Source organism: Paraburkholderia caballeronis (assembly GCF_900104845.1).
Lineage (GTDB): Bacteria > Pseudomonadota > Gammaproteobacteria > Burkholderiales > Burkholderiaceae > Paraburkholderia > Paraburkholderia caballeronis.
Map to the genome: position 1 here is coordinate 1,236,720 of NZ_FNSR01000002.1, position 15,832 is coordinate 1,252,551.

Annotated in this window: 15 protein-coding genes; 6 read left to right on the forward strand and 9 right to left on the reverse strand. The window is 68.6% G+C overall.

The genetic code is table 11. The features are described from left to right. Positions 1 to 50: 50 nt before the first annotated feature. From BLV92_RS22045 to BLV92_RS22055, 3 genes are read left to right on the forward strand one after another with little or no spacing between them, the layout of a single operon-like run. Positions 51 to 1,010, forward strand: a complete 960-nt coding sequence (locus BLV92_RS22045; RefSeq protein ID WP_090548817.1) for an MBL fold metallo-hydrolase — start codon at positions 51 to 53, stop codon at positions 1,008 to 1,010. Positions 1,011 to 1,070: 60 nt separating this feature from the next. Continuing rightward, positions 1,071 to 2,783, forward strand: coding sequence for an FAD-dependent oxidoreductase (locus BLV92_RS22050; RefSeq protein ID WP_090548823.1), 1,713 nt, complete (start codon positions 1,071 to 1,073; stop codon positions 2,781 to 2,783). Between the two features lie 17 nt (positions 2,784 to 2,800). Continuing rightward, positions 2,801 to 3,055, forward strand: coding sequence for a DUF2783 domain-containing protein (locus BLV92_RS22055; RefSeq protein WP_090548827.1), 255 nt, complete (start codon positions 2,801 to 2,803; stop codon positions 3,053 to 3,055). 58 nt (positions 3,056 to 3,113) lie between these two features. Here the strand turns inward: BLV92_RS22055 and hydA are convergent, their stop codons facing one another. The 5 genes from hydA to BLV92_RS22080 all read right to left on the reverse strand — a co-directional run bounded on the left by hydA (position 3,114) and on the right by BLV92_RS22080 (position 10,481). Then, positions 3,114 to 4,562, reverse strand: coding sequence for a dihydropyrimidinase (gene hydA, locus BLV92_RS22060; RefSeq protein WP_090548830.1), 1,449 nt, complete (start codon positions 4,560 to 4,562; stop codon positions 3,114 to 3,116). A gap of 89 nt (positions 4,563 to 4,651) precedes the next feature. Further along, positions 4,652 to 6,157: an NCS1 family nucleobase:cation symporter-1 gene (locus tag BLV92_RS22065; RefSeq protein WP_177197951.1), complete on the reverse strand. Its 1,506-nt coding sequence runs from the start codon at positions 6,155 to 6,157 to the stop codon at positions 4,652 to 4,654. Positions 6,158 to 6,214: 57 nt separating this feature from the next. Then, positions 6,215 to 7,492 carry an NAD-dependent dihydropyrimidine dehydrogenase subunit PreA gene (gene preA / locus BLV92_RS22070; RefSeq protein ID WP_090548836.1) on the reverse strand — a complete coding sequence of 426 codons (1,278 nt, stop codon included), beginning with the start codon at positions 7,490 to 7,492 and terminating at the stop codon, positions 6,215 to 6,217. A gap of 157 nt (positions 7,493 to 7,649) precedes the next feature. Continuing rightward, entirely contained in the window at positions 7,650 to 9,044 is a 1,395-nt protein-coding gene (locus tag BLV92_RS22075) for an NAD(P)-dependent oxidoreductase (RefSeq protein ID WP_090548839.1), read from the reverse strand. A gap of 171 nt (positions 9,045 to 9,215) precedes the next feature. Then, positions 9,216 to 10,481: a Zn-dependent hydrolase gene (locus tag BLV92_RS22080; protein ID WP_090551324.1), complete on the reverse strand. Its 1,266-nt coding sequence runs from the start codon at positions 10,479 to 10,481 to the stop codon at positions 9,216 to 9,218. Between the two features lie 384 nt (positions 10,482 to 10,865). Here BLV92_RS22080 and BLV92_RS22085 point away from each other — a divergent pair, with 384 nt between their 5' ends. Further along, entirely contained in the window at positions 10,866 to 11,603 is a 738-nt protein-coding gene (locus BLV92_RS22085; protein ID WP_090548842.1) for a TetR/AcrR family transcriptional regulator, read from the forward strand. An 82-nt stretch (positions 11,604 to 11,685) separates the two neighbouring features. On the opposite strand, the gene BLV92_RS22090 is transcribed toward BLV92_RS22085, so the two are convergent. Continuing rightward, a complete protein-coding gene (locus BLV92_RS22090; RefSeq protein ID WP_090548845.1) occupies positions 11,686 to 12,768 on the reverse strand; it encodes a DUF2242 domain-containing protein in 1,083 nt (360 codons plus the stop codon). Between the two features lie 289 nt (positions 12,769 to 13,057). On the opposite strand from BLV92_RS22090, the gene BLV92_RS22095 reads away from it, so the two are divergent. Beyond that, entirely contained in the window at positions 13,058 to 13,924 is an 867-nt protein-coding gene (locus BLV92_RS22095; RefSeq protein WP_090548848.1) for an anti-sigma factor family protein, read from the forward strand. 94 nt (positions 13,925 to 14,018) lie between these two features. Then, positions 14,019 to 14,168, forward strand: coding sequence for a hypothetical protein (locus BLV92_RS32180; RefSeq protein ID WP_167627103.1), 150 nt, complete (start codon positions 14,019 to 14,021; stop codon positions 14,166 to 14,168). A 164-nt stretch (positions 14,169 to 14,332) separates the two neighbouring features. On the opposite strand, the gene BLV92_RS22100 is transcribed toward BLV92_RS32180, so the two are convergent. From BLV92_RS22100 to BLV92_RS22110, 3 genes are read right to left on the reverse strand one after another with little or no spacing between them, the layout of a single operon-like run. Then, on the reverse strand, positions 14,333 to 14,761 hold the full coding sequence (locus BLV92_RS22100) for a rubredoxin (RefSeq protein ID WP_090548851.1): 429 nt from the start codon (positions 14,759 to 14,761) through the stop codon (positions 14,333 to 14,335). Between the two features lie 43 nt (positions 14,762 to 14,804). Then, entirely contained in the window at positions 14,805 to 15,104 is a 300-nt protein-coding gene (locus BLV92_RS22105) for a hypothetical protein (protein WP_090548854.1), read from the reverse strand. Between the two features lie 58 nt (positions 15,105 to 15,162). Then, on the reverse strand, positions 15,163 to 15,747 hold the full coding sequence (locus tag BLV92_RS22110) for an FUSC family protein (protein ID WP_090548857.1): 585 nt from the start codon (positions 15,745 to 15,747) through the stop codon (positions 15,163 to 15,165). Positions 15,748 to 15,832: the final 85 nt, after the last annotated feature.

Genomic DNA, 15,832 nt, shown 5'->3' on the forward strand with positions numbered 1-15,832 from the left:
CGACCCCGCGATGCCGCGCGCTCGCCTCGCGTTCCCCACGGAGACAGACGATGGCAAAGGCGTTCGCATCCCAGGCCGACCTCGAAGAAAAGCAGGTCACGTTCACGCAGCTTTCTGAAAACGCGTACGCGTACACGACCGAGGGCGACCCGAACTCGGGCGTCATCATCGGCGACGATGGCGTGCTGATCGTCGATACGACCGCGACGCCCGCGATGGCGCAGGACCTGATCGCGAAGATCCGCACCGTTACCGACAAGCCGATCAAGTACGTAGTGCTGTCGCACTACCATGCGGTGCGCGTGCTCGGCGCGTCCGCGTATTTCGCGGAGGGCGCGCAGCAGATCATCGCGAGCCGCGGCACGTACGAGATGATCGTCGAGCGCGGCGAGGCCGACATGAAGTCGGAGATCGAGCGTTTCCCGCGCCTGTTCGCGGGCGTCGAGACGGTGCCGGGCCTCACGTGGCCCACGCTCGTGTTCGAACGCGAGATCACGCTTTATCTCGGCAAGCTCGAAGTGAAGATCGCGCACGTCGGCGCGGGCCATACGAAGGGCGACACGATCGTGTGGCTGCCGTCGCAGAAAGTGCTGTTCTCCGGCGACCTCGTCGAATACGAAGCCGCGTGCTACTGCGGCGACGCGCAACTGGCCGAATGGCCCGCGACGCTCGAAGCGCTGCGCGCGCTCGGCGCGCAGAAGCTGGTGCCGGGCCGCGGCCCCGCGCTCCTGACGCCGGACGAAGTGAACCAGGGCCTCGACTACACGAAGGACTTCGTGACGACGCTGCTCGCGCAGGCGCGCGGCGCGGTCGAACGCAAGCTCGACCTGAAGGACGCGATGGCGCTCGCGCGCGAAGCGATGGACCCGAAGTTCGGCCACGTGTTCATCTACGAGCACTGCCTGCCGTTCGACGTGTCGCGCGCCTACGATGAGGCGAGCGGCATCGTGCATCCGCGCATCTGGACCGCGCAGCGCGACAAGGAGATGTGGGCCGCGTTGCAGGACTGACGCGAAGCCCCGACGGCCGAGGTTTTAGAAACGGCCGCGACCCTGGCAGGAGACAAACGAATGATCGATTATCAGACGCTGACGTTCGACTACGCGCGCTGCCGCGAGCAGCAGCACGCGGCAGCGGCGGACGCGGCGTTCACGCATCCGGTCGCGGTGGTCGGCGCGGGGCCGGTCGGCCTTGCGACCGCGATCGACCTCGCGCAGCAGGGCGTGCCGGTCGTGCTGGTGGACGACGACTGCACGCTGTCCACCGGCTCGCGCGCGATCTGCTTTTCGAAGCGTTCGCTCGACATCTTCGACCGGCTCGGCTGCGGCGACCGGATGGTGGACAAGGGCGTGAGCTGGAACGTCGGCAAGGTGTTCCGCCAGGACGAACTCGTGTACACGTTCAACCTGCTGCCGGACAGCGGCCATCGGCGGCCCGCGTTCGTGAACCTTCAGCAGTATTACGTCGAAGGGTTTCTGCTGGAGCGCGCGCGCGAACTGCCGAACCTCGAAATCCGCTGGAAAAACCGCGTGACGGAGATCGCGCAGCGCGGCGAGCCGGGCGCGGCCGACGCGCACGTCGCGCTGACCGTCGATACGCCGGACGGCCCGTACACGCTGCGCGCGCGCTACGTGGTCGCGTGCGACGGCTCGCGCAGTCCGCTGCGCAAGGCGATGGGTCTCGACAGCCATGGCCGCACGTTCCGCGACCGCTTCCTGATCGCGGACGTGAAGATGGAAGCGGACTTCCCGACCGAACGCTGGTTCTGGTTCGATCCGCCGTTCCATCCGAACCAGTCGGTGCTGCTGCACCGGCAGCCGGACAACGTGTGGCGCATCGACTTCCAGTTGGGCTGGGATGCGGACCCGGTGCTAGAAAAGACGCCGGAGCGCGTGATTCCGCGCGTGCGCGCGCTGCTCGGCCCCGACGTGAAGTTCGAACTGGAGTGGGTCAGCATCTACACGTTCTCGTGCCTGCGGATGGATCGCTTCCGGCACGGCAACGTGCTGTTCGCGGGCGACTCGGCGCACCTCGTGTCGCCGTTCGGCGCGCGCGGCGCGAACAGCGGCTTCCAGGACGCGGAGAATCTCGCGTGGAAACTTGCGATGGTGCTCGACGGCCGTGCGTCCGACGCGTTGCTCGACACGTATGCGAGCGAACGCGAATACGCGGCCGACGAGAACCTGCGCAACTCGACGCGCTCGACCGACTTCATCACGCCGAAGAGTCCGGTGAGCCGCGTGTTTCGCGACGCGGTGCTGACGCTCGCGCGCGAGCATCCGTTCGCGCGGCAACTGGTGAACAGCGGGCGGCTGTCGGTGCCGGCGGTGCTGGCGGATTCGATGCTCAACACGCCGGACGACGACGCGTTCGCCGGGCCGATGACGCCTGGCGCGCCGTGCAGCGACGCGCCGGTCGAAGCGATCGACGGAACGCCGGGCTGGCTGCTGTCGAAGCTCGGGCAGCAGTTCACCGGCCTGCTGTTCTGCGATGCGTCCACGCGGCCCGATCCGCAGACGCTGCAACGGATCGCGCAGCAAGCGGCGCCGCTGCGGCTCGTCGTCGTGCTCGAAGACGATGCGGCGCAGCCGGAAGGCTTGCCCGATGCGGCGACGGTCGTGCGCGATCGCGAGGGCCTGGCCGCATCGCGTTACGACGCGCGGCCCGGCACGTTTTATCTGATCCGCCCGGACCAGCACGTCTGCGCGCGCTGGCGCGACGCGGACGCGGAACGCGTCGAACGCGCGCTGAAGCGCGCGTTGTGCGTGGCCGGCACCGCATGAACGGACAAGGAGACACGATGCTGAACATCGAACCGAACCTCGCGCGTCCGGACGATTTCTACGAGGCGCTGATCGACCTGCACCGCGACCTCGACGATGCGCAGAGCCAGTCCGCGAACGCGCAACTGATCCTGCTGCTCGCGAATCACATCGGCGCGCACGACGTGCTGCTCGATGCGATTCGCCACGCGCGCGAAGGCGCGCTGCGCGGCGCGCCTGCGCCGGTCGCGCAGACGGGCGAACGCGAGGCGGGGCGGCTCGCGGCCGCCTGACATGCGACGCGTCGGGCGCACCGTTGCGTGAACGACGGCGCGCCCGCAGCGAGCCCGATCAGTCACCCTCGCGACGGATCGGCTGCGTTTCCTTCAGGCTTTTCGCAAGCCGCGACGCCGCGAAGTACCCCGGATTCGCGGGCCGCTTCAGATACCGCCCCGCGCCGCGCCGCGCGCGCAGATCGCCGTCGGCCCACACCAGTTCGCCCTGCGAGATCGTGTGGGTCGGCACGCCGCGCACCGTCATTCCCTCGAACACGTTGAAGTCCACGTTCTGATGATGCGTGTTCACCGAGATCGTCCGCGTCGCCTGCGGGTCCCACACGACGAGGTCCGCGTCCGCGCCGACCTCGACCGCGCCCTTGCGCGGATACAGGTTGAAAATCTGCGCGGCGTTCGTCGACGTGACGCGCACGAACTCGTTCGGCGTCAGGCGGCCGGTGTTGACGCCCTGGTCCCACAGCACCGCCATCCGGTCCTCGACGCCGCCGCAGCCGTTCGGAATCTTCGTGAAGTCGCTGCGGCCCATCGCCTTCTGCGACGCGCAGAACACGCAGTGATCGGTCGCGGTCGTATGCAGCAGGCCGCCCTGCAAGCCGCGCCACAACGCGTCGCGATGCTCCTTCGAGCGAAACGGCGGGCTCATCACGTGCGCGGCGGCGCGCGTCCAGTCGGGATCGCGGTACACCGATTCGTCGATCACCAGATGGCCGGCGAGCACTTCGCCGAACACGCGCTGCCCTTCGCCGCGCGCGCGGGCGATCGCTTCGAGCGCATCCTTCGCGGACACGTGCACGATGTACACCGGCACGCCGAGCACCTGCGCGATGCGGATCGCGCGGTTCGCGGCCTCGCCCTCGACCTCGGGCGGCCGCGACAGCGGATGCGCCTCCGGCCCGGTGAAGCCGCGCGCGAGCAACTGGCGCTGCAACTGGAACACGAGTTCGCCGTTCTCCGCGTGCACGGTCGGCAGCGCGCCGAGTTCGAGCGAACGCGTGAAGCTGTTCACGAGGATCTCGTCGTCGGCCATGATCGCGTTCTTGTACGCCATGAAGTGCTTGAAGCTCGACACGCCGTGCTCGTTCACGAGCAGCCCCATGTCGCGATGCACGGATTCGTCCCACCACGTCACCGCGACGTGGAACGCGTAGTCGGCCGCGGCCTTCTCCGCCCAGCCGCGCCATTCGCGGAACGCATCCATCAGCGGCTGCTTCGGGTTCGGAATCACGAAGTCGATGATCGACGTCGTGCCGCCCGCGAGGCCCGCCGCAGTGCCGGTGTAGAAGTCGTCGCTCGCGGTCGTGCCCATGAACGGCAGTTCCATGTGCGTGTGCGGGTCGATGCCGCCCGGCATCACATACTGGCCGCCCGCGTCGACGACGGTCGCGCCGGCCGGCGCGTCGAGGTCCGCGCCGATCTGCGCGATCGCGCCGTTGTCGCACAGCACGTCCGCGCGCCAGGTCTTGTCCGCGTCGATGACCGTGCCGCCTCGAATCAGGATCGCCATGATGGGTTGTCTCCTTCAGTGAATGATTCCGCCATTGCGGGCGCGGCCAGTACGAAGGCCGCGCCCGTATGCGGGGTGATGCACGGTGTTCACGCGCTCGCGATGCTCGGGCTGCGGCTCTTGCCGAGCTTCATCAGCACGCCGTACACGAGTGCCGCGATGGCGAGGCCGACGAACCACGCATACGTGTAGAGCCCCTTGAACGCATCCGGCACCGACGGGAACGCGGTCGGGAACGCGACGTTCAGGAAACCCGGCAGATTCGGCAGCACGCCCGCGATCAGCGCGACGACGGCGGCCGGATTCCAGCCGTTCACATACGCGTATTCGCCGTTTTCGTCGAACAGTTGCGTGGTGTCGAGTCGCGTCGCGCGCACGAGGAAATAATCGACCATCATGATGCCGGCGACCGGCCCGAGCAGCGCCGAATAACCGACGAGCCACGTGAAGATGTAGCCCTGGGTGGTCGCGAGGATCTTCCACGGCATCATCACGATCGCGATGGTCGCGGTAATGATGCCGCCGACCTTGTACGAGATGCCCTTCGGCCACAGGCTCGAAAAGTCGTACGCCGGGCCGACGAGGTTCGCCGCGAGATTGCAGCACATCGTGTCGAGCGTGAGGATCACGAGCGCGGTGCCGACGCCGATGCCTTCCATCCGGCTCGTCAGGTCGATCGGGTCCCAGATCGCGCGGCCGTAGATCACGACGGTCGCCGACGTGACGACGACCGACACCACCGACAGCATCGCCATCGGGATCGGCAGACCGATCGCCTGGCCGATCATCTGGTCGCGCTGCGTCTTCGCGAAGCGCGTGAAGTCGGGGATGTTCAGCGCGAGCGTCGCCCAGAAGCCGACCATCGCGGTGAGTCCCGGCCAGAACGTCGCCCAGAACAGGCCCGCCTTCTTGCCGCCCGCGACGAACTGCGACGGCTGCGACAGCATCGCGCCGAAGCCGCCTGCCCGCGAATACGCCCACCAGACGAGCGCCGCGCACATCACCACCTTGATCGGCGCGGACCAGCTTTCGAGCCAGCGGATCGAGTCGGTGCCGCGCACGATGAAGTACAGTTGCAGCGCCCAGAACACGAGGAAACACGCGGCCTGGCCGACCGAGATGCCGATCACCGGCAGCGCCTCGCCGACGAGCGCGTTGCCCGTGAGGATGTTCGCGAGCGTGTAGATCGCGCTGCCGCCGAGCCACGTCTGGATGCCGTACCAGCCGCACGCGACGATCGCGCGCAGCAGCGCGGGCAGCTTCGCGCCCTGGGTGCCGAACGACGAGCGCACCAGCACCGCGTACGGGATGCCGTGCTTCGCGCCCGCGTGGCCGATCAGCAGCATCGGCACGAGCACGATCAGGTTGCCGAGCAGCACGGTCGCCACCGCCTGCCACGGCGACATGCCCTGCTCGGTCAGGCCGGCCGCGAGCATGTACGACGCGATGTTCATCACCATCCCGACCCACAGCGCCGCGAAGTGATACCAGCGCCACGTGCGCTGCGCGACGCCGGTCGGCGCGAGGTCGTCGTTGTACAGATCGCTGTCGCTATGGCGCGCGGCGGTGTCGCCGGTCATCGCTGGCTGACTCATGGTGGGGATTCTCCGTGCCTTTGTCGTTGGGTGGGATTTATGGGGTTTAGCCGGGGCTCAGGCGGCCTTCGGATCGGCGACGCGCGCCGGGTTGTTCGGGTGAGTGGTCCAGTTCGCGTAGCGCGCGGTGTCGACGCGTTCCATCGTGATGCACTGCTCGACCGGGCACACGTGCATGCATAAATTGCACCCGACGCAGTTCGCATCGACCACCTCGAAGTGGCGCGCTCCCTCGCGCGTCGCGGTGATCGCCTGGTGCGACGTGTCCTCGCACGCGATGTGGCACAGGCCGCACTGGATGCAGCGGTCCTGGTCGATGCGCGCCTTGATGTCGTAGTTCAGGTTCAGGTACTGCCAGTCGGTCACGTTCGGCACCGCGCGGCCGCGCACCGCGTCGAGGTTCGCGTAACCCTTGTCGTCCATCCAGTTCGACAGGCCGTCGATCATGTCGTCGACGATGCGAAAGCCGTAGTGCATCGCGGCGGTGCAGACCTGCACGCTGCCCGCGCCGAGCACGATGAATTCGGCCGCGTCGCGCCAGTCCGAGATGCCGCCGATGCCGGAGATCGGCAGGCCGTGGGTCTGCGGGTCGCGCGCGATTTCCGCGACCATGTTCAGTGCGATCGGCTTCACGGCGGGGCCGCAGTAGCCGCCGTGCGTGCCTTTGCCGTCCACCATCGGCAGCGGCGACATCGCGTCCAGATCGACGCCGACAATCGAGTTGATCGTGTTGATGAGCGATACGCCGTCCGCGCCGCCCGCGTGCGCGGCGCGCGAGCCGAGGCGGATGTCGGTGATGTTCGGCGTGAGCTTCACGAGGCACGGCAGGCGCGTGCCTTCCTTCACCCAGCGCGTGACCATCTCGACGTACTCGGGCACCTGGCCGACCGCCGCGCCCATGCCGCGCTCGCTCATCCCGTGCGGACAGCCGAAGTTCAGTTCGACCGCGTCCGCGCCGGTGTCTTCCACTTGCTTGAGGATCCCCTTCCAGTCGTGCTCGTTGCACGGGACCATCAGCGACACGATCAGCGCGCGGTCCGGCCAGTCGCGCTTTACCTGCTCGATCTCGCGCAGGTTCACGTCGAGCGGCCGGTCGGTGATGAGTTCGATGTTGTTCAGGCCGGCCATGCGCTGGCCGCGATAGGTGGTGGCGCCGTAGCGCGAGCTGACGTTGACGACGTGCGGGTCGAGGCCGAGCGTCTTCCAGACGACGCCGCCCCAGCCCGCCTCGAACGCGCGGTTGACGTTGTAGGCCTTGTCGGTCGGCGGCGCGGATGCGAGCCAGAACGGATTCGGGGACGTGATGCCGGCGATGGTGCAGCGCAGATCGGCCATGATGTTGACTCCGTGTCGACCCGGGTTAGCGTGTCGACCGGAGTTGGCGCTTCAGCGCTTACTCCGGTCCCATGCGCTTACCCAGGTCCCATGCAGGATGGTTGTTGTGGGGGCTTCGTTCGTTATGTCGGTATGCGGGGGAGCGTTCTTATCGTGCCTATGCGGCCTGCGCGGACTGCGACGCGAGCCAGCGATCGATCGCACGCGCGGCGAGCTTGCCGTCCTGCACCGCCTGCACGGTCAGGTCTATCGCGCCGTGGCCCGCGCAGTCGCCGCCCGCCCACACGCCGTTGCGCGACGTCGCGCCGTTCGCGTCGATCGCGATCCGCGCGCCGTCCGCCGTCGTCTGCAGGCCGTCGAGCCCGGCTGCGACGAGTTTCTGGCCGATTGCCTTCAACACCATGTCCGCGTCGATCCGCAGCGTCTCTCCGGTGCCGGTGAGCTTGCTGCCCGCATCGAGCGCCGTGCGTTCGAACTCGACTGCGACCGCGCGGCCAGCGTCGCCGACGATCCGCGCGGGCTTCGCCCACTCGACGATCGTCACGCCTTCGCTGCGCGCGTAATCCTGTTCGGCCCACGTCGCGCTCATCTGCGCGCCGCCCCGGCGGTACACGAGCGCGACGTTTTCCGCGCCGAGCTTGCGGCTTTGCACGGCCGCGTCGATCGCGGTGTTGCCGCCGCCGATCACGACCACGTTGCGGCCGACCGGCAGCGTCGCCAGGTCGTCGGCGCTGCGCAGCCGCTCGATGAAATCGACCGCGTCCTGCACGCCGTCGAGCGTTTCGCCTTCGATCGCGAGCGCATGCGTGCCGCCGAGGCCGACGCCGACGAACACCGCGTCGAACGCCTGCTGAAGCTGGTCGAGCGTGAGGTCCGCGCCGAGCCGCTGGCCGTTGCGGATCTCGATGCCGCCGACCGACAGCAGCCATTGCACTTCGCGCTGCGCGAAACCGTCGACGGTCTTGTACGCGGCGATCCCGTATTCGTTGAGGCCGCCCGCTTGCTCATGCGCGTCGAACACCGTCACGCGATGGCCGGCGAGCGCGAGCGTATGCGCGCACGCGAGCCCGGCCGGACCCGCGCCGACCACCGCGACGCTGCGCCCGGTGTCGGGCGCGCGGCGAAACAACGGCGGCGCGCCGTCCGCCTCGCGCGCCATCTGATGATCGGTCGCATAACGTTGCAGTGCGCCGATCTGCACCGGTTTGCGATCCTGATGATTCCGCACGCATGCGCCTTCGCACAGGATCTCGGTCGGGCACACGCGCGCGCACATGCCGCCGAGCGGATTCGCGGAAAGGATGTCGCGCGCCGCGCCGCGCAGGTTGTCGTTGCCGATCTTGCGGATGAAGCTGGGTATGTCGATGCCGGTCGGGCACGCGGCGACGCACGGCGCGTCGTAGCAGTAGTGGCAGCGGTCGGCGGCGGCGAGCGCCTCGCCGGCCGACAGCGGCGGCGCGACGTCCGCGAAGTTGCAGCCGAGCTGCTCCGCGCTCAGGCGGCCGGCTGCGATGCCGGCGCTGCGCTTGTTGTCGTTCAGAGGCTGGGACATCCGGGGCTCCTGTCGGGGCGTGAGTCTGGGAACATGAATCGACGAACGAATTGACGAATGCAACGGACCACCCGGCTGCATCGAAGCAGCCGGGACCGGGTATCACGCTATGAGCGATGCGGTTGGCGCCGGGACCGGTGTCGGCGGCCCGGCGTTGCGCCTGTGCGGCGCTTATCCGGGCTCGTTCGCGCGTTCGAGCATCGCGTGCAGCAGCACGTTCGCGCCGGCCTCGATCCACTCGATCGTCGCGTCCTCGATCTCGTTGTGGCTGATGCCGTCGATGCATGGCACGAACACCATCGACGTCGGCGCGACCGTCGCGAGATAACATGCGTCGTGACCCGCGCCCGACACGATGTCGCGATGCGGATAACCGAAGCGTTCGGCCGCCGCGCGCACCGACTGCACGCACGCGCTGTCGAACGGCACCGGCGCGTAATAGAAAATCTGCTCGACCTGCGCATCCAGCTTGCCGGCTTCCGCGATCTTCGCGATGCCTTCGCGCAGTTCGGCGTCCATCTTCGCGAGCACGTCGTCGAGCGGGTGGCGGAAATCGACGGTGAAGAACACGCGGCCCGGAATCACGTTGCGCGAGTTCGGGTACACCTGCATCATGCCGACCGTCGCGCACGCGAGCGGCGCGTGGCGCAGCCCGATCTCGTTGACCAGCTGCACGACGCGCGACGCGCCGAGCAGCGCGTCGCGGCGGCGCGGCATCGGCGTCGGGCCGGCATGCGCCTCCTGGCCGGTCAGCACGACTTCGTACCAGCGCTGACCCTGCGCGTCGGTGACGACGCCGATGGTCTTCTTCTCCGCTTCGAGGATCGGCCCCTGCTCGATGTGCAGTTCGAACGCCGCATGGATCTGGCGGCCGCCGCACGGCAGGTCGCCCGCATAGCCGATGCGCTTCAGCTCGTCGCCGATCGTCTTGCCGTCCACGTCCTTGCGCGACAGCCCGTAGTCGAGATCGAACACGCCCGCGAACACGCCGGACGCGACCATCGCCGGCGCGAAGCGCGAGCCTTCCTCGTTGGTCCAGATCACGGTTTCGATCGGGCGCTCGGTCTCGATGCCGTGGTCGTTCAGCGAGCGGATCACTTCGAGGCCGCCCATCACGCCGTAGATGCCGTCGAAGCGGCCGCCGGTCGGCTGCGAATCCGCGTGCGAGCCGGTCATCACCGGCGCGAGGTCGTTGTTGCGGCCGGCGCGGCGCATGAACACGTTGCCCATCTGGTCGATGCTGACCGTGCAGCCGGCTTCCTTCGCCCAGCCGACGATCAGGTCGCGCCCGGCCTTGTCGAGATCGGTCAGCGCGAGCCGGCAGACGCCGCCCTTGTCGGTCGCGCCGATCTTCGCCATCTCCATCAGGCTGTCCCACAGGCGCTGCCCGTTCACGTGGATCGCGGTCGTCAGCGCGGCTTCGGTTACTGCGTTCATGCGGTTCTCCGTCAAGGTCGACGCGTCGCGCGACAACTCGCGCAACGCTTGAGTCGTGTTCAGAAAGAGTGCATCTCCGTCATCATCTGGGGCGTGTCGCGCGTAGGCGGTGCATGAGCCGGACAGCGGTTCGAAAGCTCACCGGCCGCTTTCCCGTATCCTGTCCGATTGGACAGGTTGTAGGCGATAAACGACGCGAATTCAATGCGGTAATACGAGCGAGAACCGTGCCATCGATGCTGCGCCACGCGAACGGAACCGCCCTGCGACCGGCATGGGTTGCGCGCGTGCGCACAGGGCGTGCGACTACAATGGAGCCGGCATCGCGCCGCGCAGCCGCGCGCCGCCCCGATGCGAAGACCTACTGAGACCGGAACGAAAGCCATGCGCGACGACGATTCGACCATGCCCGCAGCGAGCGTCGCGAGTGCTTCCCGCGCGGACGGCGACGCAACGCCGCGCGCGCCGCGCCGCCGCAAGGCGTCGATCCGCGCGTCGAACGAATCGCAACTGCTCGCATGCGCGGAGGCGGTGTTCGCGGAGCGCGGCTTCGAAGGCGCGAGCACCGCGTTGATCGCCGAGCGCGCGGGGCTGCCGAAGGCGAACCTGCATTACTACTTCCCGACCAAGCTCGCGCTGTACTGGCGCGTGCTCGACGACGTGTTCGCGGAATGGAACGCGGCGGCGAACACGTTCGATGCGAGCGACGATCCGGTCGCCGCGCTCGGCGGCTACGTGCGCGCGAAGATGGCGCTCGCGCGGCGGCGGCCGCTCGGCTCGAAGGTGTGGGCGAACGAGATCATCAGCGGCGCGGCGCACATGCAGGACATCCTGCTCGAACGCGTGAAGCCGTGGATGGAAACGCGCGTGACGCTGATCGACCGGTGGATCGCGCAGGGGCTGCTCGCGCCGGTCGAGCCGCGCACGCTGCTGTTCATGATCTGGGCGACGACGCAGCACTACGCGGACTTCGATGCGCAGATCCGCGCGCTTGCGGGTAAACGCGCGCTGACGGCGGCGGCGTTCGACGCGACGACCGAAGAGGTCGTGAAGATGATTCTGCGCGCGGCTGGGGCGCGGTCGTCGGGCAATGGGGACGCCGTGAGGGCCGGCGGCGATTGATTGCCGGGACCGGCCGTTATCTACTTTGAGGTTGACGAAGCGCGCGTGTCGAAGGCGAAGCGCGTTCCTGCCTGCGTGCCTGTTACGGCGTGGTTGACGAAGCGGCGGTCGCGGAAGGACCCGGCGTCGGCGTTGCGGCGGTGGTCGTGCCATTTGCCGTAGCGGCAGGCGCGTTAAGCGCTTGTCCGGCGGATGCCCGCGCGGAAGTCGGTGCCGGCGCAACGGTCGTCGTGGCGAGGGTCGCCGGCGCGGTCAGCATCGGCGGTTCACCGATGCCGGGGAGCAGCCCCGCGCCGGTCGTGCCGGCAACCGGTTGCAGTGCCGTAGTGGTTTCGGCGGCGAGGGCCGGTAGCGGTGCGGCGTTGTGGCCGTCGTTCGTTGCAGGCGTTTGAGTTGCCGCATTCGCAGTGATTGCGGAAGCGGTCGGCGTGGCACCGTGGCTGTCGTCGCGCACCGGCGTATTTACCTCAGCCGAACCCGCAGCAACCCCCACGATCGGCGCAACCGACCGGCTCGCGAGCGCGGCAGCAGGCGTCTGCGGCGTGACCACCGCGACGGCCGGCGCGGGACTCACCGGCGGCGGCAGCGGCGTGATCTGGATCGCGCCGCTTTGTCCCGGCACCGGCTCGCTGCGCGCGGACGTGCGCAGATAACGGGTCACCAGGTCGAAGAAGCGGTCGTAGAACGAGCCCGACTGGATCGTCTCGCTCGAAATCTTGACCATCGCGTCGCTGTTCGAGCGGATCGGCAGCGACAGCGACCCGAAGATCGACAGCCCCACGCTCGCCGACGTATCGCTTTTCTTCAGCGCATAACCGTTCTGCACCGCGTTCACGTACACGACGCTCGTATTCGACGCATCGCCCGCCGTGCAGACCACATGGACCTCGACGACGATGTGCGAATCGCTGGCCGGCTGGAAGTTCTTGCTCGCGTCGACGGTGTCGTTGCGCGTCATCGTCGTCATGTAGCCCTGGCTCAGCAGCGCGCGCCGCGCGGCCTCGCACGCGTCGGTGCTCGCGAAGTCGAAGTTGCGCGCGAACGGGCCGGACGAGTTGCTGAACAACTGATCGTCCTGGAACTTCGGCTTCGTCGACGAGCACGCGCCGAGCGCGACGACGAGCGGGAACAGCAGAAGAGGGGCAACGCGCTTAAAGAGGGACATGTTGGAACCGGACCATACACCTGTACATCGGACGGCATGCATTGTAGTGCGGTTCCGCTGGCGGCGACGGAACGGCCGTTTCGCGCGCGCGACGGCCGACGGAATAAAATGATGCGCCCGCGTGTTTGCGGATCGACGACGGGTTTTAAACCGCCGCGCCAGGGCGGTTCCCGGCCGTCGTGCGGCATCGCGTCCCCGAGTCCATCGGCGCGGGGACACAGCGGCGCGGCGCGTGCGGTCGATGGGGGAAGGGCGGCGCGCAACCCGGCGCGAAACCGAAGGTGAAGTGATGAACGAACAGCCCGATACGGTCCGCGAAGAGGACCTGCAAGCGTACGTGGACGGCACGCTCGCCGGCGAGCGGCGCGCGCAGGTCGAGGCGTGGCTCGAACGCAATCCGGCCGAGGCCGCGCGCGTCGGCGATTATTTCGCGCTGAACGGCATGCTGCGCGACCGCTACGATCGCGTGCTGGACGAGCCGGTGCCGTCGCGTCTGCGGATCGAGCGGAAGCGGCGCTGGCGCGACGCGGTCAACTGGCCGCGCTTCGCGATGCAGGCGGGCGGCCTCGCGGCGGCGCTCGCGCTCGGCATCGGGCTCGGCGCGGGCTTCAACGGGATGCGCGACACGGTGGTCGCGCAGCGCGGCGATCCGGCGGTGCGCGTCGCGAGCATGGACGCGGACAACGTCCGGATGTTCGCGCGGCAGTCCGCGCTCGCGCACGTCGTCTACGCGCCGGACGTGGTGCGGCCGGTCGAGGTCGGCGCGGACCGCGAGCACGAGATGCCGTCGTGGCTGTCGCGGCAGCTCGGCACCAGCATGCCCGCGCCGGTGCTGACGTCGGTCGGGCTCGAACTGATGGGCGGGCGGATGCTGCCCGGCAAGGACGGGCCGGTCGCGCAGTACATGTATCGCGATCGCGGCGGGATGCGCGTCACGCTGTGCATCTCGCACCGCAAGGCGCCGTCGGACGTGACCGCGTTCCAGTTGTACAAGGACGGCCCGGTCAACGTGTTCTACTGGATCGACGGCGATTTCGGCTATTCGGTGTCGGGCGGCATCGACAGCGCGAAGCTGCTCGCGATCGCGGAGAGCGTCTACACGCAGCTTGCGCCCGGCGGCGCGAAGCCGACCTCGGGACCCGCGCCGCACGGCTGACGCGCCGGCGGCGCCGGCTTGCAAGATGCGCCGCGTCGCGGGAGCGTCGGCGGGTTCCGACCGGTCCGCCACGAGATACGAGGAGACGCACGACATGCAGCCCAAAGCCGCTCCCGACGCATCCGCTTCCGCTCACGTTCCCGCTTCCACCGCCTGGTCCAGTCCGCCGCACCGGCTGCGCAGCCGCCGCTGGTTCGACGACCCGTCCGATTCCGGCATGACCGCGCGCCGCGCCGCGTGGTAGCCGCCCGCGCTGAAGAACCAGACGCCGTGGGAGGAAATCTACCGGAGCATGGTCGGGCAGCAGGCGACTGGCGCGTGCCTCGAACCGGCGACGCTGTACCTGAACATCGTCGAGACGCGCGGCGCGGCCCGATGCGCCGTGCGGTCGGCGTGCGTGCAGCCCGTTCAGAACTCGACGAGCGCGAAGTCTTCCTTGCCGACGTCGCACAGCGGGCAGCGCCAGTCGTCTGGCACGTCGGCCCAGCGGGTGCCGGGCGGCAGGCCGTCGTCGGGCGCGCCGGCCGCTTCGTCGTACACCCAGCCGCAGATCACGCAGACCCATTGCTTGAAGCCGTCGTCGGCTGCGGTCGAGGCGGTTTCGTTGCGGGTGCTCGCGTCGGCGGGTGTTTCCGCCGACGCGTCCTTCGGTTCGTCCAGCGTGACGACGAGTGGCGCGGCGGTACCGGCCGCGTGTCTGCCGAGCTGCGTTTGCAGCGTGTTCAGCAGCGCGGCGGCCTCGTCGGCGCTGAGGTCGATCCAGTACGGATCGCCGGCCCCGTCGTTCAGACGCTCGGGGGAAAACTGGATTTCGAGGGCAACGCCTTTTTTGTACATGGGTAAATCGGGGTGATGGCCGCCGCCCTGTCGCGTCGCGCGTTCAGACGAACAGCTTGAGCAGCAGCGACGCCGCGACGCCGCCGAACGCGATCAGCGAGAGGAACTGGATCAGCGTCAGCGATTTGCGCGAGGAGGACGAAACGGTGGCCGGAGTCTGATTCGAGGAAGTCATGGTGCGGTTCGTGCGGTCGTGGTCGAAAGATCGGGCGCCGTCCGCATGCAAATGCGTGGCGGCGCGGGCCGCGAGTGTCGCACGATTTCGCGCGGACCGGCGCGCCGGCTGGTTGACCGCGCGCAGGGCGCGGGCCGGATCGAAGCCGCTTGCTGCGATCGGCCGCACGCCGGACGACGATTATCGCCGCGCCAGCCGTGCCGATTGGCGCGCGTCAGGAGATGGACTATTTCCCGCTGGTTGGCAGCGCGCCGACCGCCTCCAGCCAGCGGCGCTCCGCGTACGACACGAGCCAGCCGACCGGCAGCGCGCACGCCATCCCGATCGTCACCTCGGCGAAGCGCACGAGCGCGATGTCCCATGCCGGGCCTTGCGCGGGGACGAGCATCACGATCGTCGTCGTGATGCCGCCGAGCCGCGCGGCGGTGCCGACCTTCAGCAGCCAGCAGCCGACGATCACGACCGCGAGCGCGACGAGGTACGCGCCGAGATTGCCCGCGCCGAACGTCGCGGCCGCGAACCCGCAGACGCCGCCGGCCGCCGCGCCGATCACCTGGTCGCGCGACTGGCTCAACATGTCGGAGTAGTTCTGCTGCGATACGGCGATCGCGGTGATCGCCGCCCAGAACGCCTGCTGGGTGTGCAGCGCGAGGCCGATTCCGTAAGCGAGCCCCGCGCCGCTGACCACGCGGATCGCCATCAGCACGCCCTGCGCGGCGCGGCTTTTCAGCGGCAGGCGCTTGAGCGCGCTGCTCCACGAATGTTGCAGCGTCGTCAGGTACGCGATCAGGTTGTCTTGAGGCTCGTTCATCGGGCGGCGGCAGGCGGGATGCGATACCGGAGCATAACAAGTCCCGCCGTCCGCGCCGCATCGCCGGAGAGGCGGACAACGAAAA

What these genes read in the sequence shown, in the direction of transcription:
- BLV92_RS22090 (WP_090548845.1), bottom strand. Translation starts at nt 12,768, where the DNA reads ATGTCCCTCTTTAAGCGCGTTGCCCCTCTTCTGCTGTTCCCGCTCGTC.
- BLV92_RS32180 (WP_167627103.1), top strand. Translation starts at nt 14,019, where the DNA reads ATGCAGCCCAAAGCCGCTCCCGACGCATCCGCTTCCGCTCACGTTCCC.
- BLV92_RS22085 (WP_090548842.1), top strand. Translation starts at nt 10,866, where the DNA reads ATGCGCGACGACGATTCGACCATGCCCGCAGCGAGCGTCGCGAGTGCT.
- preA (WP_090548836.1), bottom strand. Translation starts at nt 7,492, where the DNA reads ATGGCCGATCTGCGCTGCACCATCGCCGGCATCACGTCCCCGAATCCG.
- hydA (WP_090548830.1), bottom strand. Translation starts at nt 4,562, where the DNA reads ATGGCGATCCTGATTCGAGGCGGCACGGTCATCGACGCGGACAAGACC.
- BLV92_RS22080 (WP_090551324.1), bottom strand. Translation starts at nt 10,481, where the DNA reads ATGAACGCAGTAACCGAAGCCGCGCTGACGACCGCGATCCACGTGAAC.
- BLV92_RS22100 (WP_090548851.1), bottom strand. Translation starts at nt 14,761, where the DNA reads ATGTACAAAAAAGGCGTTGCCCTCGAAATCCAGTTTTCCCCCGAGCGT.
- BLV92_RS22050 (WP_090548823.1), top strand. Translation starts at nt 1,071, where the DNA reads ATGATCGATTATCAGACGCTGACGTTCGACTACGCGCGCTGCCGCGAG.
- BLV92_RS22055 (WP_090548827.1), top strand. Translation starts at nt 2,801, where the DNA reads ATGCTGAACATCGAACCGAACCTCGCGCGTCCGGACGATTTCTACGAG.
- BLV92_RS22110 (WP_090548857.1), bottom strand. Translation starts at nt 15,747, where the DNA reads ATGAACGAGCCTCAAGACAACCTGATCGCGTACCTGACGACGCTGCAA.
- BLV92_RS22045 (WP_090548817.1), top strand. Translation starts at nt 51, where the DNA reads ATGGCAAAGGCGTTCGCATCCCAGGCCGACCTCGAAGAAAAGCAGGTC.
- BLV92_RS22095 (WP_090548848.1), top strand. Translation starts at nt 13,058, where the DNA reads ATGAACGAACAGCCCGATACGGTCCGCGAAGAGGACCTGCAAGCGTAC.
- BLV92_RS22065 (WP_177197951.1), bottom strand. Translation starts at nt 6,157, where the DNA reads ATGAGTCAGCCAGCGATGACCGGCGACACCGCCGCGCGCCATAGCGAC.
- BLV92_RS22075 (WP_090548839.1), bottom strand. Translation starts at nt 9,044, where the DNA reads ATGTCCCAGCCTCTGAACGACAACAAGCGCAGCGCCGGCATCGCAGCC.